The organism is Vibrio sp. TBV020, assembly GCF_046056895.1.
GTDB lineage: Bacteria > Pseudomonadota > Gammaproteobacteria > Enterobacterales > Vibrionaceae > Vibrio.
In genome coordinates this window covers 1,714,560-1,730,846 of record NZ_JBEEAQ010000003.1, presented here as the reverse complement: position 1 = coordinate 1,730,846, position 16,287 = coordinate 1,714,560, and the positions used below count along the sequence as shown (strand labels likewise).

Genomic DNA, 16,287 nt, shown 5'->3' with positions numbered 1-16,287 from the left:
ATCCATTGTGGCACTGAATTCCCAACACAAACGCGTAAGTAAGAACCGCGTAAGTATCACTTACGATGTGGAAACCAATGGCGCTGTAGAAACCAAAGAACTCCCATTTGTTGTTGGGGTAATTGGTGACTACTCGGGTCATAAGCAAGACAAAGAAGATGTCGAAGAGCGTACTTTCTACAACGTAGATAAAGATAACTTTGATAATGTCATGAAGCGTGTCGGCCCAGAGCTAAGCATGAAAGTAGACAATGTTTTAGCAGATGACGACAGCCAGTTCGAAGCGAGCCTTAAGTTCAACTCGATGAAAGACTTCGAGCCAGAAGCTATCGTAGAACAAGTAGAACCTCTTAAAAAGCTAGTTGAAACACGTAACCAGCTTAAGGTTCTGCTTTCTAAGGCTGACCGCTCTCGTGACCTTGAAAAACTGCTTAAAGAAGTACTGCAAAGTGCAGACACCATCAACGCGCTATCTGATGAACTCGGCATCAATAAAGAGGGAGACGAATAATGAGCACAGAAGCTGAAAATCAAACCCAAGCGGAAGCTGCAGAAGGTGCTCTTAGTTTCCTTGATAGAGCGATTGAAGCAACAACGCAAACTCCAGCAGATACAACCAAAGAGCTGTTTTCTGTTCTAGCTGAACAGGCTCTCTCTGGTACGGTTACATGGGATAAAAACCTAACCAAAACGATTGAGAACGCAATCTCTGAGATCGACAAAAAACTATCTAAACAGCTGTCTCAAGTGATGCAGCAAAAAGACTTCCAAAAGTTGGAAGGCTCATGGCGTGGCCTTCAAAAACTCGTTAAGGAAAGTGAACTTGGCCGTGACCTAAAAATCAAAATGGTCGACTACAGCCAAGAAGAGCTTCTAGAGCAATTTGAAGACGCACCAGCCATTGATCGCAGCCCACTTTTCAATGCGGTATACCAAGGTGAATTCGGTACTGCTGGTGGTGAACCATACGGTACATTCATCGGTGACTACGAGTTTAGTGCTAAAGATGAAGACGTTGCCCTACTTCGCTACATGGGCGAAGTTGCCGCTGCATGTCATGCACCATTCGTTGCTGCGGCAAACGCACAAATGTTCGAATTCAATGACTTCACAACTTTCGACGAAGGCAAACCTGTTGCTGCTGGCTTTGATTCACCAGCTTACGCAGCATGGAACTCGTTCCGTGAGAGCGATGATGCTCGCTATGTGACGCTAACGCTTCCACGTACGATGGCGCGTCTACCATATGGCGCAAAAGGTCTAGGTACAAACCTATTTGACTATGAAGAGCTTGATACTGATATGGATGGTAATCCTAATCCATCAAGCAACGATCAACTTGTATGGTCAAACGCAGCGTACGATCTCGGTCTGAAAATGACTCAGGCATACACAGCTTCAGGCTGGTGTACCTCGATTCGTGGTCTAGACAATGGTGGTAAAGTAGAAAACCTACCTAACCTTACCTATAAGACTGAAGCCGGTGATCTTGTTCAGCAATGTCCAACGGAAGTAAACCTAACGGATGAGCGTGAGAAAGAGCTTAGTGATCTTGGCTTCCTTCCTCTAGTTCACTATAAAAATAGTAACTACGGTGTGTTCATTGGCGGCCAAACAACTCAGCAGCCGAAAACCTACACTGACCCAGATGCAACAGCAAACGCGGCAATTTCTGCTCGCCTACCTTACATCATGGCAAGTGGCCGTATCGCCCACTACCTAAAAGTAATGGGCCGTGACAAGCTAGGTTCAAACCTTGAAGCGCCAGACATTCAACGTGAACTTCAATTGTGGATCGACCAATACACCAACGCTGGTGCGATTGGTAACGAGCAACGTGCTAAAACTCCGCTAGCGGAATCACGTATTGAAGTTGTTGAACAACCAGGTCGCCCAGGTGCCTACTCTGCTGTAGCGCATTTACGCCCTTGGTTACAACTTGAAGAACTGACCACCTCAGTTCGTATGGTTGCCAAAATTCCAGGTTAATCATTCGTAGGCCGGTTCGTCCGGCCTACTCTCTCCATTATTTTTCAAGGACGATGTTGGATATGAATCTTGATTCTAAATGGCAACATGACTTCACGTCATTAGACAGTAAAGAGAGTGACTTTTTAAAAGAGTCACTCTCTATGCTGTTTGACGTAATGCCTGAATCACTATCGAGCAAAGGACAGTTCATAAGTAGCGTGTCACGCCTTATCGTAGAGCTAGATAGCAAGATTTCAAAACAGATGGATAACGTCATCCACCACGATGATTTTCAAAATCTACACGCAAGTTGGTTAGGCCTTGAGGGCTTAGCAAAGTTGCCCGTCAGTAAACAGCGAACAAAGATCAAACTGCTTGATATGTCATGGGACGAAGTGTCTAGCGACGTCAATCAAGCTTATACTATCAAGGCAACCGACCTTTTCAATAAAATAGGTAACCGAGAGCTCAATACCTTAGGTGGTCAACCGTTCGGCTGCATCATGTTTACTCACAAGATCTCTCTTGAAATGGATTTTGATGCAGACTACGACGATCTGTTTACGTTAGAGCTTCTAAGTAAACTAGGCGAAATGACACTTTGTCCAATGTTGTTCTCACCTGCAGATGATTTTTTTGTTCAATCCACTGCTGATTGGCTATCTGATACCAAACGCATCAACAAAATACTCCATGGTGAAGACTACCAACCATGGCAAACGCTGAGAAACAAGACATCCTCTAAGTTTCTTGGCTTGATCATGCCCTCTATTAGAATGCGAAGCCGTTACAGCAATAAAAAAGTCGGTTTCGTTTACAACGAGTCTGGCCAAGGGCTTTGGGGCAATGCGACGTTTGCTTTCGTTGCCACCGTTATGCGTGAATACCACCGAGTTAACTGGTTCGGTTTTCTAAAATCTCGCTGGAATGATAAGTCTCAAGGTGCGTTGGTTAATATCGACGACCACACGAGTCAGTTTCTAATGAAACCCGAAACAGACGTAGTTTTATTTGGCCAAATCTCTACTTTTTACGCTCAAAATGGCTTTATTCCTCTGACCAAGAGTGTTTTGAGCGAAAAGTTCTACTTTAACGGCAATAACTCTATCTGGATGAGTGGTGGAACAGATAACGAAAAAGTCCTCACCCAAATCCAAACCAGTTTGATGTCTTGTCGTATTGCTCACTACTTAAAAGTTCAAGTACGTGAAATGATTGGTAGCTTCAACACTGCTGCTGAATGTGAGCTGTTCTTAACGCACTGGATCGAGAAATTTTCTAGTAATGTTTCTTTCGCCAATGAGGAAACACTGTCTAAGTATCCACTCAGCTTTGCGAAAGTCTCGATAATAGAGTCGCCTCATAATGCAGGCAGTTTCTCCTGCACACTGCGTATGGTTCCTCAGTATCAATACGACCACTTTTCTGGTGAGGTCGTCCTAACCACCGAATTTGATGAGGTGGCATGATGAGTTTCTGGCAAGCATTTATACAACCGACTGAAGCATCGAGTGCGACAAGTGACATTGAAGATATTAAATATCACCTGACTCGCTTACTTGAATCAGAAGCATCCCTAGTTGATATCGACGACAGGTTCACCGAGTTACAACGCTCGAACTTTCGTTTCGGTATCGAAGATGTCCAACTATTGAGCGCTAGCTTAGACCAAACCCAACTCGCACTTCGTTTAGAGCGCTACATTTCGCATTTTGAACCTCGGCTGACTAACGTTTTAGTAGAGCTTGGGGAGCGCAAAGAGAGCGAAAATGCGATTGCTTTTAGTATCGTTGCCAAGGCTAAAACCGCTCAAGGGAATAAAGATCTCATCTTTGATTCCAAGATTTCGCTGAACAACTTAAAAACTTTAATGACGGAGGATAGTTATGAGTGATCCGTTATTGCGTTATTACGAACAAGAACTCACCTTAGTACGCCGAGCCTTAGGGCAATTTGGTCAACAACATTCTGGTCACGCAGAACGTTTAAAGATACACCAAGGACAAATCGAAGATCCTAGCCTTGCTCGTTTGTTAGACGGCGTAGCACTTCTCAATGCCTCAGTAGAGAAAAAACTATCGGATCAATTACCAGAAGTGATCGAAGGATTACTGGGCGTCCTCTACCCAAGTTACATCCAAACTATTCCTAGTGTCGCTTATTTAGAATTAAGCGAAGATGCAGACTTGTCTGAGTCGACCTTACTTCCAAAAGGCTCTCAATTTAATGCATCAGCACAAGGAAAGGATTGCTCGTTTACTACCGTCGATGACTTAATCACCACATCATTTACGATTGTTGACACGACTGCATCAAACGCTCCATTTAAGTTTAACCGCCCTCGCGGAACCGAACTTACCACTGGGGTTATTCAGATAAAGTTATCAACTCAAGATCCAGATACTCATTTTAGTTCACTAGACTGTGACAATCTTGATCTGTTTGTACAAGGTTTTGAAAACAATGCTGACTCTTTAGTAGAACTACTGCTTGCAGAAACACAAGCTATCTCTATTTCTGATGCGACTTGCGAGAAGCATGTCGTACTAGATCAAGTTAACTTATCCAGTCGTATTAGCGATGAAGATTTTCGTTTCCTCCCTCAAAAGGGAAACCAATTCTCTGGATACCAACTCATTAGTGAGTTCTTCTTTTTCAAAGAGAAGCGCCAGTTCTTCCGTATCAAGGGCTTTAAAGACGCAATAAAGTCATTTGATCAATCAGAGATCGTACTCAACCTATTCATGCACAGCTTGCCGACGGAATTCATTCGTCTATTTGACCGCCACGTTTTCAAGCTAAACATCGTTCCAGCTATTAACCTTTTTGATAAAACAGGTGAGCCGACCAATTACGATCAACGCAGTTTAAGCATTCCTGTTAACGCTGACGCACACAGCGACGACGATATAGAAATTGTAGAAGTGAAAGAGGTATTTGAAATTACCTCTATGGGCGAGAAGCCGTTGGTCCCATTATTTAAAGATAGTTATCGCTCTAATCGCAACGCAGACCACTGGCAGTGTACTCGTGACAGCAACAATGAGTTCCGTCTAGCGATTAGCTTAAATAACCAGCAAGAGTTGGAGTTCAATCGTCTCTACGGCACACGTTTACTATGTACCAATGGTAAAATTGCCTGTGCCGTGCAAGGAAACTTCGAGTGTTTAGAAAACATCAACCTACCTGGTGAATTCAGTGCGATTTATCCGCCCTCTTCACCGATCGCGAGAGAGAAAGACCCACATCTACATTGGCAGTTTATCGCATTATTAAATGCTAATTTCACCTCACTTTTACACGCAGAGTTACCTGCAGAAGCACTAAAACAGATGCTTCGCTTGTGTAGTCGTAGCCAGTTGGCGGCTGATGAAATTCAAACCATCCGAGAGGTAAAGTTACGCTCACAAGTTTCCGCACTTAGGATCTTAGGTCAAAACGTCTTTTGCCCAGGAACAGAAATTGAAATCACACTAGATACCCAAAGCAGTTTCTTAGCATTCAGTGACGTTCTAAATCGATTCTTTCAGCAGCATTGCAGTTTTGATCGCTATATCCAGTTGTCGGTTCGTGTCTATGGGCGTGATGGCTTCGTCAAACGCTACCCTAAATTCCACGGAAGCCAATACGCGCTGTAAACGGGATAGGAGTTAGCATGAATGTAGTGAAAGACCTCAGCCAAAACCCACAACAATACGATTTTGCACAAGCAATGCGTTTGTTGTCACACTTCATTTCGAATTCAGAAGAACGAGTGCGACTAGTGCTAAAAGCCGAGGCCATGCCTACAGGAGACGCGCACGAGATTCAATATTTCTCGCTTAAAAACAACAAAGCAAAATTCAGACTCGCAAAGCAAGCGCTTTCAGGCGTTAAGGGTGTTATTCCTTACTATATCTATGAAGAGCTATTGCTTGCCTTACATGATGATGACCACGCTTTGAAAGATTTTTTAGATGTGTTCAATCAGCGTTATTTTGAACTCGTTTCTCAGCTAGAGAGCAGGCAGTGGCTACTCGTTCAAAATGAGCTTTCACCTGAAAAGACTCAAATGCTGCATCAAATTGCCGCATTAAAAAAAGAGCACAGTCACTTATTCCAATACTCACTATTGCTAAACCAACACAGCCGTAACCTTGGCAGTCTTGAGCAAATTCTTAATGACTACTTCCCTTACGAAATCGATGTTGTTGCTAAACATTTTGAGCGTAGACAGTTGCCCCAAGACTCCCTTACTCGTTTAGGGACTCACTCATCCTACAACAGTCGAATTGGAAAAGGCTTCCTCATTGGGAAAACCTGCTTAACGCATTTCACTCATTTGCTTGTTTCAATCAAACCGGCTAATGAACAAGAGCTAACCGATATTCAAAACGATTTAATGCTGGCTAACTGCATGAAAGAGATGATCCAGCACTATTTGAAAGACAATACACCAGTTTCGATTTACTTAGAGGTGAAACGCTCTTATCTAGCGCGTCCACAGCTGTCCTCAAATATTAATCAAGCTGCAAAACTTGGTGAGGTAGATTGCCTCGCTCCGGAACGGAAACCTCAGCAAAGGATTCGTATTTTGCTCAAATAAGAGCGTTCAGTTGCTTCTAGGCTCTGATACTTCGAAATACAAGGATAAATGTATGACACAAGTTACCTTAACCAATTTAGTCGCCAAGCTATCTCCTGAGCTAAAACAGGCTTTGGAGGTATCTGCAGGGGCTGCGATGAATCAAGGCGTCGCATCGATTGAAGTAGAACACTGGCTGCTTCAGCTAATTTCACAGCAAGATGCCAACCTAAAAGGTCTGATCCAATCTCAGAACCTTGCTCAAGAGAACATTGTAAGTGAACTCTCAAGCAAAATCGCCCAATTACCAAAAGGGAACGAAGGTCAGCCTACCTTAAGTCATGGTTTAACCGAATTAGTTAAAGACGCTTGGATGCTCGCATCGGTTAACTATGGCCATGGTGAAATCATCAGCCTTCACCTGGTTCAAGCACTGCTTCAGCAAAATGTACTCGGTGTGAATACACTTCAGTTGGAGAGCCTGCAATCCGTTTCTCTAGAATCACTTCAAGGGCTTATTAATAAAACGGCCGTTGCTCGCACGAAAACGTTAGCATCCGGTGAAGGCAGCGCGGGGGGTCAACCGGCAGGTAACGATGCCCTAAGTAAATACACCGTGAACCTTACTCAACAAGCGCTTGACGGTAACATAGACCCTATTTCTGGCCGTAACTCTGAAGTAAGAAAAGCCATTGATATTCTTTGTCGAAAACGCCAGAACAACCCGATCATGGTTGGTGAGCCTGGCGTCGGTAAAACAGCCGTCGTTGAGGGCTTAGCTCTTCGTATTGCCGCAGATGAAGTACCAGGCGCACTTCAAGGTGTACAAATTCACTCTCTAGATTTAGGCCTTCTTCAAGCTGGAGCAAGCGTTAAAGGTGAATTCGAAAATCGCCTTAAAGACGTCATCAATGAAGTAAAAAACAGTGAAGTTCCTATCATTGTATTTATTGATGAAGCACATACACTCATCGGCGCTGGCGGTGCTGCAGGACAAAATGATGCCGCTAACCTGTTAAAACCAGCCCTTGCTCGTGGTGAGTTCAAAACGATTGCAGCAACGACTTGGGCGGAATACAAAAAATATTTCGAAAAAGACCCTGCATTAACCCGCCGTTTCCAAGTGGTGTCGATTGAAGAACCGAACGCTGAAGATGCGAAACAAATGCTTCGTGGAGTAGCAGTATCACTACAAAAACACCATGGTGCGTTTATCGCGGAATCTGCCATTGATGCCGCTGTTAATCTATCAATCCGCTACTTACCAAGTCGCCAGCTCCCTGATAAAGCCATTAGCCTATTAGATACAGCTAGTGCTCGTATCGCGCTTACACAGGGTGCAAAACCAGAGGTGATTGAATCCTTGGAACAAACGATCCGTTATCAAAATAACGAGAAGGCTGCTCTAGAAAAAGAAAACGCTCTTTTCGGCATCGCTGAAGAAGAGATTGCCGAACTCACAGCGAGCATAAAGGCGAACGAAGAAGAACTTGTTGCTTTAAATACACGCTGGGAACAAGAAATCGAGCTAGTAGACAAGGTAAAAGCTTTACAAGAAGCAATTAGCCAAGCCGATGACCAAGCTGAACCTGATCTTGAAAAACAAAAGCAGCTCAACGATACACTTGATGAACTAGCAGACCTGCAAGGAGAGCAGCCTCTCGTAAATGCGATGGTTGATGACAGCACAATTGCACAAGTCATTGCTAATTGGACAGGCATACCAGTAGGCAACATGATGAGTGACGAGATTGCTCGCCTACTCTCCCTGGAAGAAGAGCTAGACAAGCGTGTAATTGGCCAAGATGTTGCGAAACAAGAACTGGCTAAAGCTATACGTATTTCTCGCGCTGGCCTGACTGATAGTCGCAAGCCAATTGGTGTCTTCCTTATGTGTGGTCCAAGTGGCGTGGGTAAAACCGAAACCGCCATGGCTCTTGCTGAGCAGCTATACGGTGGAAGCAATGACATGACCATCATCAACATGACGGAGTTTAAAGAAGAGCACAAGATCTCTATGTTGCTTGGCTCACCAGCAGGTTACGTTGGATTTGGCGAAGGTGGCGTGTTGACTGAAGCTATCCGTCGTAACCCTTACTCGGTCCTGTTGCTTGATGAGATGGAAAAAGCACACCCTGGTGTTCACGATCTGTTCTATCAGATCTTCGACAAAGGCCATATTAAAGACAGTGAAGGCCGCACTGTCGACTTTAAAAACACCATTATCATCATGACGTCTAACGCTGCGGACCAAGCGATTTGCGATGCATGTGAAGACCGTGATGAAAGAATGAGCAATGATGAGCTGCTTGAAAGTATTCGCCCTGACCTTCAGCAGTACTTCAAACCAGCATTCCTTGGCCGTACAACTATCGTCCCTTACTACCCTTTAAATGACGAAGAACTTTCTAAGATTACTGAAATTTCGCTCAATCGCATTAAGAAGAAGTTGGCCGAGCAATATCAAGCAAGCTTCACTTGGGATGAAGGGTTTGTCGAGTTTGTTGTGGGTAAAAACACCGACCCAACAACTGGTGGCCGTGCTGTTGAACAGATCATCAACCGCTCACTTATGCCGAAACTGGCAGAAGAGTGTATTAGCCGACTAAGTCAGCAACAACCAATCAGCCAAGTATCAGTGGTTGCAGCTAACAATGCAACTGGCTTCGAGCTAACCATTCAATAATTAAATGGCCAAAGGATTAGTTGTCATGGATAACCGTCAAACCAGAAAGTCACAATCGTTTTTCTCATTACGAGTGAAGCTGGTGCTTGCGATTATTGCTGTCTTGCTCTTTTCCAATGGCCTGAATACCACGTTAAATTATCTCAACTTTGAAAAGCGGCTAACTCAAACTAGTGACTCTACGTATCAAGTTGTTTTAAGTGAAACAGACAACGATATTAAGCAAGCAATGAGTTTGGGCTTGCCGCTCTCTGCGATCTCAAATATCCAGTCGCTACTAGAGCGTAGACTCGCTCTTGTGGATGGCATCAGCAAAATAGAGGTTTTAGACAAAAACGGTATCGCTCACTATTCGGCGGGCAAAAATGTCGAATCTGAGCGTATGATAAGCGCACAAATCACCAATACATTTGGTCAGCAAGAAGGGTCATTAAACCTTTATTATTCGACCGTTTATCTCGACAACATCAAATCTAAGCTCCTTACTCAACAAGTGATGGACACCTTGCTATGGGTGTTAGTCACCTCATGCATTGGTTACTTTGCACTAAATATCGGCTTAGATTTTCTACTCAAAAAGATACGTGCAACGCACAATGTTTTAGACGACAACACTGCAAGTGATGAACAACGTATCGAAAATGCGCATAAAACCTTTTTTAGCTCGCACGGGAAAAACCAATGGCAGCAGTGTCGTGATAACTACTTCCCATTGTTAATCATTGTGCTCGCCATTTTGCTGACATTTACTTCCAATATCGGCAGTTCATACCAAGCGTTAGACAAATTCTCAGCGACGTACCAGACCCAACTAGAACAAAAGTCTCACGTTATTGGCGACACCCTATCGAGTATGATTCAGCGACTTCTTAAAGAAGGTGTTCCACTCGATCGACTTTACGGTTTAGAAGAGGAATTTTCCTCTTATATTACTCAGCACCCTGAACTGCTTTCAATTCAGCTCCAGCAAGCCGGTGAAGACCTATATCAATACCCACAGCAAATGGTAACCAGTCAATCTATGATGGCTTCGCAGCTTCCGATTGATGCTTCTGCAAGTATTGAGTTGATGATGACGACTGACACAAATATTATCCCCCAGTTGTTAGAAGATAGCTTGATGGACATGATTACTGTGTTAATCGCCTCTGCGCTCATCGTTATTGAGATCATTTTGTTCGTCTGTAACTTCATGATTATCAAGCCATGGCACCAAATCAAATTGCTGCTCAAAAACGCAAAGCAAGGTCGTGCAGAATGGATTGCGCAAGTATCAGCAAAAGATGAACTTGGTCGTATTATTGAATCTTTAAACTCGATTACACGCCGCAAAGCATCCGATGAAGCTCTGTCTGTTAAAGGGTCGCAAGACTATCGATTTATTCGTCTGCCATTGTTTATGTTGGTGTTTTCCGAAGCTGCTTCCTTAGCGTTTTTCCCAAACTTTGTAGCTAGCCTTTCTCACTCTCAATCGTGGATTCCTGAGAGCCTTGTAACAAGCTTACCGATTTCACTATTTATGTTCTGCTGGGCTATTTCGCTGCCATTTGCGGGTTATTGGTCAGATAAAGTCGGTCGTAGAACATCCTTAATCGTCGGCGGCTTGATCACCAGCTCTGGTTTGGCTCTGACCGCCGTCTGTCAAACTTTGGAGTTATTACTGATAGTAAGAGCGTATACTGCCGTCGGTTACGGCATCGTGTTTATCTCTGCTCAAGGTTATATCACTGATACAACAACGACGAAGAATCGCACCAAAGGTATGTCGACTTTCTTATCAGCCTTCTTTGCGGGTTCTTTATGTGGTGCAGCGATTGGTGGAATCGTCGCCGATAAGCTCGGTTATAACATCACCTTTGTTCTAGCTGCAGTTTTGGCTCTAGCGAGTGTATTATTTGTGGTTAATTTCTTTAGTCATGGCAGCTCAAATGCACAAAGCAAACCTGTCAGCCTGAACGACTTCAAGGTACTACTGAGCAATAAATATTTCGCCCTTATTACGTTTTGTAGTGCGATCCCATCTAAAGTCGTTTTGACCGGATTTTTATACTACCTATGCCCGGTGTACCTGCAATCCCTAGGCGAAAGCAGCGCAGTATCTGGACGTGTAATGATGAGCTACGGCTTAGCGATAATCATTATTTCTCCACTCAGTGCATTCCTCGTCGATCGCTGGGATAACAAGATCCGCTTTATCGTAATTGGTGGTCTGTTGTCTGCCCTAGCGCTAATCAACATTATGATGTTACCTGGTACCCTTGGGCTGCTGTTGATTGTCATCATGATCGGCATAGCTCATGGCATCAGTGTTTCACCTCAAATCCCACTCGTCATGGAATTGCTATCAAATGAAGGTATAGACAAAGGAAAAACCATCGGCATTTTCCGCCTAACAGAACGTATTGGTAATATTTCTGGCCCGATGCTAGCAGGGTTGAGTTTAAGTCTGTTTGGGTATCAAGACACAATTGTTCTGTTTGGTGTGACGTTATTTATTAGCTCAGCAATCTTAATCATTTTCTACGCACTCTTTACAAAACGCGACCGCGCGCATTTGGAGGTGGCTGAATGAGACTATTAATATGGCTTATGCTCGCGCTAATTCTGCCACTCAGCCACAGCGTTATTGCAGCCACCAACGAACCTAAACAAGTTGTCATGCTACTTTGGCGTGGTGTAACAGACGCCGAACGTGGCTTTATGGAATATCTCTCTAGCCAAATCGACGTAAAGTACACCCTGCTTGATGCGAAACGAGATCGTGATGTACTTGCACAGTATGTTGAAAATATCCAAAGTTACGACGCTGACCTTATCTATACGTTTGGGACAACGACCACATTGTCACTACTTGGTACGGAAGAGAAACCGAGTCATTTTCGTCAATCAAGCAATACTCCCGTGGTGTTTAGTATTGTCACCGATCCTGTAGGTTCGAAAATTGTCTCAAGTACAACAGAATCTGAACGTAACTTTACGGGAGTGAGTCATATCGTGCCTCACGAAGTCCAGTTCAACGCGATTCAAAAGCTACCAAACATCGAGACTATGGGCATTGTATTTAACCCGTTAGAAAACAACGCAGTGATCACTGCTCGCAAAATTCAGATGCTCTCGGCAAAGTTTGGTATGAGCGTTTACCTATACCCACTTCGAACCAAAAACAGTAAGCCTGATCTAAGTTCTCTATCGTCAGTAATTGACACCATGCTAGAAGACAATGTTCAACTCGCCTATTTACCACCCGACTCATATATCATCAGCCAAGGTAAAGGGATCGTTGATAGCTTGCATCAACAAGGCATAGCGACATTTTCGGCAACTGAGTCCCCTATTCGCAAACATAACGCATTATTTGGTATTGTAAGTCGCTACTATAACGTTGGTGAATTTGCAGGACATAAGGCTGAACAAATTTTAACTAACAAAAGTACACCACAAGCTGTGCCAATAGAACCTTTGAGCCAATACTCCTATATTGTAAACATCGGTGCAGCTCGTACGTTGGATTACTATCCTCCTGTTTCAATTCTAAAAATTTCCGAGCTTATTGGAGGGAATGAATGGCAAGAATGATACCGAGTTTTACTTTCTGCCTAATGATATTAATCAGCCTAAAATTTAGTGCTGATGCTGTTGCACAACCTAATTTTGGCCCTTCTCGTCTGTTATTGACTACACAAGACTGGGCTCCTTACCAAGAATACAAACACGGACAAATGCAAGGTATCGCGCTAGATAGAGTTAAATGTGCCTTGGGTAAAATGGGCCAACCATATCAGCTAACGATGACTACATGGTCAGATGCTCAACTACGCGTCCATAGTGGCTCTCAGCATGCCTTTTTTGTGGCGACACAAACGGCCGAGCGCGACGACTATGCCACCTTATCCGCTCCTATCGCTCAACAAGAGTTAGTCTGGTATTTCGGCCCAGGTGTCGAGCCTAAAATCAATGAGTTGTCAAAGTTAAACCTTAAGTTCTCTGCCAAATTTGGGTCGAATAAGTGGTTTTGGCTAAAACGTAATGGCTACAATGTAGTCAAACAGCCACGAGATGCTAAAGTATTACTAAAGCTTTTAAAACAAAGGGAAATTGATATCGCGTTGGAAGATAGACTCGTGTTTCAGGGAGAACTAGAAGAAGCTGAACTGCCGAGTGATTTTTTCCAATCTAAAACCCATGAGACTAAACCAATGGGTGTCTATTTTTCGAATCGTTTCCTAACTAAATATTCTGGTTTCTTATCTGCATTTAATGCAGCGGTTTCTAAATGTGAGAGGTAACTAGTGGCTATCAGCATTCACTTGATTTCTGTACCCACTGAAGAGGTTGTCACCTCTAGAGTTGTGTATTTTCCTGAATCAGGAGGCACTATTGGTCGTGCTCCTGATTGCGATATTTGTTTATCAGACCAAAGTAAACGTATTTCACGATTACATGGCGAAGTTAAACGGACTGACAGAGGCTATGTCTACATCAGCCGTGGCCAAAATAGCGCAGCGCTTAATGAAAAAGCGCTTAGCCGAGATAAAGAGTACGCGTTAAATGATGGTGATATTCTTAAAATCGAAAACTATACAATGCTTATTTCGACGCTGGTTTCATCGACTCAAGCCGCACCTCAACCTGACGCTGACGATCCCCTTTTGAAGCCTTTCGAGTTGGACCTTGATGAGGACACTGATTTTCTTGAACAAGAAAGCGTACCCGAGGTTACGAGTCAAACAAGTAGCTTTTCGCATAAAAACATCATGAGTGATGACCCGTTTGCTTCTGATCCTTTTGAAGATCTCGACAGTGATGAAATCGCTCAGCATATCGAAGTAGACGAGATTCCCCATGAGGATGTGTACAAACAAAGCTCAGACCTTGAGTTTTTACCTGTAGAGTCACAAAACCATTCTCATTTAGAAGCTTCAATAGAAAAGCTACTGATTCAATCGGAAAAAAATCAACAATATTTGCAAAACCCGATGCTCCATCATGACGCCTTGTTTGATGCTTTAGAAAAAACCGTTGATCAGTTCTTAAATGAGTTTGCTCCTCAAGAATTAGAATCACAGTTTAGCGAATACATCTCTGGTGGCATGTTTACCAGCAAAGACAAACGTTACTGGAAAATTTACCGTAAACATTTCCAGCATCGTCAAAAGAATGGAGACTTCCGTCGTCAGTTTAAAGCATTGTTTATGGAGAACATGCAAAAGCAGCGAGAGGAAAGCTAATGACGAAATGGTTTTGGCCGTTAGCTGCACTCATATTAGTAGGATGCTCGTCTGATCCAGTGCCGGTAGTGTCTCAATATACTCTGGCTGTTTCTTCTGACAATACAATGAATCCATCAGATTCAAACGAAGCAAATCCTGTTGTCGTGCGCTTATATCAGCTGACTGATGCTCAGATGTTCAAGCAATTACCTTTTATCGACTTGTACACAGACGACGTTAAGTTACTCAGTGCCAACTTGGTTTCAAAGCAAGTTCTTCCTGTCGTGTTACCCGACAGTAATGTGACACAAACTTTAGACATTAACTCAACCACTCAGTATGTCGCTGTACTGGTTGAGTTTGTCGACTACCAAAATAGCGAGGCGAAGGCTTTTTCCACTTTGCCTCTTGAAGATGAGCAATTCCTACAGCTCACAATCGAAGGGGCAAAAGCCTCATTAAACATTGTCACACCAGATTCAAGCTGGTGGCAGGTATTTTAGTCAGTAGATAGGGAAATTACGTGGACGCGTTTAAAAAAGTAGTATGGCAAGAAGGCATGTTCATTGCCCCACAACATTTTCAGCAGCAAGATCGTTACGTACAAAATTACGTTAGACAGAACGTAGAAACGCTTGCTGGCTTTGCTCCCTTTTATGGTGTAACTGAACTTACGATTAATCACGAGTTGCTCAAGATTGGCAAGCTCTCGGTAACAAGCAGCGCAGGCGTTTTTCCTGATGGAACTCACTTTGAGGTCAACCATGAGGTCGCTCGCGATGTTCCAGAAAACAGTATTGAGACAGTAGTTTATCTTGCCCTACCTATCTCACTGCAAGGTAACAATGACTACGGTCAGGAACAGTCTGATCAAGGGCGTTACTTAACTCGCACCGTGAATGTGTTCGACACATCAACCTCTGAAAATGCCAGTGTAGAAATTGACATTGCCCACCTTAACATTTCGTTAAAGCTACAAGGGGAAGATACATCAGGGTTCACGCTGATACCCGTCGCTAAAATTTTAGAGTGTACGGAATCGGGAGAAATCGTTCTAGACCGTGCATTCATTCCGGCGTGTCTTCACTTCGGAGCTTCTCAGCTTTTAGTGGAACGTATTAAAGAAATTCATGCACTTACATCTAATCGTGCAACGACGCTCCTTCAACGTATTCAAGCTGGCGAAGGGCAAAAAAGTCCTCAGTCTATGATGCACGATTATTTGTGGCTGCAAACACTTAATAGCTGGCTTCCGTGGTTCGATCTTACCATCGCTAACCCTAAACTTCAGACTCATCAACTTTATGGTGAGCTACGCAAGTTCGAAGCACAAGTAATGGCATTGACACCAGCAATCCCTGAAACATGTCGACCACTCCAATACCATAAGCTGTACGAAAGCTTTAACCCGTTATTTTCGTCGCTGCGTAATATGCTGACATTAGTCCAACAGGATTCGGTACTGGAATTCGCTTGGGACACCTCATTATTTGAGAGACGTCGACTGCTTCGCAGCTTGATTAAAGACACTGCGAGCGTGGCTAATCGACGTTTCGTATTAGCTGTTAAGTCAACAATCAGTAGCGCGGAACTGAACGAACTTTTCCCAATCTCCGCTAAGTTGAGTAACAACACTCGTATTGTAGAAATCGTTAGAAATGGCTTATCCGGCGTGTCATTGACGCCACTGCCTGTGACACCTAGCGAGCTTAAACCAACCCAAGGCACTGCGTACTTTGAAATTGATACGTCCGACCGTATGTGGTTAGAAATGTTGGAAAACCGTGACGCTATTGCCCTGCACGTTGATACGCGAATAGCAGATCTTGAAGTAATGCTATACGCATTGAGATAAC

At 43.6% G+C, this 16,287-nt stretch carries 13 protein-coding genes; all 13 read left to right on the top strand.

Going from position 1 to position 16,287, the window contains the following annotated elements:
* Positions 1-7 precede the first annotated feature (7 nt).
* The 13 genes from tssB (at position 8) to tssK (ending at position 16,286) form a co-directional block, all read left to right on the top strand.
* Positions 8-511, top strand: a complete 504-nt coding sequence (tssB, locus tag AAFX28_RS16115; RefSeq protein ID WP_408689146.1) for a type VI secretion system contractile sheath small subunit — start codon at positions 8-10, stop codon at positions 509-511.
* A complete protein-coding gene (tssC, locus tag AAFX28_RS16110; protein WP_408689145.1) occupies positions 511-1,989 on the top strand; it encodes a type VI secretion system contractile sheath large subunit in 1,479 nt (492 codons plus the stop codon). The genes tssB and tssC overlap by 1 nt, the downstream gene beginning before the upstream one ends.
* 62 nt (positions 1,990-2,051) lie before the next feature.
* A complete protein-coding gene (locus AAFX28_RS16105) occupies positions 2,052-3,440 on the top strand; it encodes a type VI secretion system contractile sheath domain-containing protein (protein WP_408689143.1) in 1,389 nt (462 codons plus the stop codon).
* Positions 3,440-3,865 (top strand): type VI secretion system baseplate subunit TssE, encoded by a 426-nt coding sequence (tssE, locus tag AAFX28_RS16100; RefSeq protein WP_408690891.1) that lies wholly within the window; start codon positions 3,440-3,442, stop codon positions 3,863-3,865. Before AAFX28_RS16105 ends, tssE begins: the two co-directional genes overlap by 1 nt.
* The gene (gene tssF, locus AAFX28_RS16095) at positions 3,858-5,609 is read left to right on the top strand and encodes a type VI secretion system baseplate subunit TssF (RefSeq protein WP_408689142.1); all 1,752 of its coding nucleotides are present in this window, start codon (positions 3,858-3,860) and stop codon (positions 5,607-5,609) included. Before tssE ends, tssF begins: the two co-directional genes overlap by 8 nt.
* A gap of 17 nt (positions 5,610-5,626) precedes the next feature.
* Positions 5,627-6,556 (top strand): type VI secretion system baseplate subunit TssG, encoded by a 930-nt coding sequence (locus AAFX28_RS16090; protein ID WP_408689141.1) that lies wholly within the window; start codon positions 5,627-5,629, stop codon positions 6,554-6,556.
* Positions 6,557-6,608: 52 nt separating this feature from the next.
* Complete coding sequence (gene tssH, locus AAFX28_RS16085; RefSeq protein ID WP_408689139.1) at positions 6,609-9,221, top strand: type VI secretion system ATPase TssH; 2,613 nt, start codon at positions 6,609-6,611, stop codon at positions 9,219-9,221.
* 25 nt (positions 9,222-9,246) lie between these two features.
* The gene (locus tag AAFX28_RS16080; RefSeq protein WP_408689138.1) at positions 9,247-11,793 is read left to right on the top strand and encodes an MFS transporter; all 2,547 of its coding nucleotides are present in this window, start codon (positions 9,247-9,249) and stop codon (positions 11,791-11,793) included.
* The gene (locus tag AAFX28_RS16075; protein WP_408689136.1) at positions 11,790-12,797 is read left to right on the top strand and encodes an ABC transporter substrate binding protein; all 1,008 of its coding nucleotides are present in this window, start codon (positions 11,790-11,792) and stop codon (positions 12,795-12,797) included. Before AAFX28_RS16080 ends, AAFX28_RS16075 begins: the two co-directional genes overlap by 4 nt.
* Positions 12,785-13,507, top strand: a complete 723-nt coding sequence (locus AAFX28_RS16070) for an ABC transporter substrate-binding protein (RefSeq protein ID WP_408689135.1) — start codon at positions 12,785-12,787, stop codon at positions 13,505-13,507. Before AAFX28_RS16075 ends, AAFX28_RS16070 begins: the two co-directional genes overlap by 13 nt.
* Positions 13,508-13,510: 3 nt before the next feature.
* Positions 13,511-14,449: an FHA domain-containing protein gene (locus tag AAFX28_RS16065; protein ID WP_408689133.1), complete on the top strand. Its 939-nt coding sequence runs from the start codon at positions 13,511-13,513 to the stop codon at positions 14,447-14,449.
* On the top strand, positions 14,449-14,934 hold the full coding sequence (tssJ, locus tag AAFX28_RS16060) for a type VI secretion system lipoprotein TssJ (protein WP_408689131.1): 486 nt from the start codon (positions 14,449-14,451) through the stop codon (positions 14,932-14,934). Before AAFX28_RS16065 ends, tssJ begins: the two co-directional genes overlap by 1 nt.
* 20 nt (positions 14,935-14,954) lie before the next feature.
* Positions 14,955-16,286 (top strand): type VI secretion system baseplate subunit TssK, encoded by a 1,332-nt coding sequence (gene tssK, locus AAFX28_RS16055; RefSeq protein WP_408689130.1) that lies wholly within the window; start codon positions 14,955-14,957, stop codon positions 16,284-16,286.
* Position 16,287: the final 1 nt, after the last annotated feature.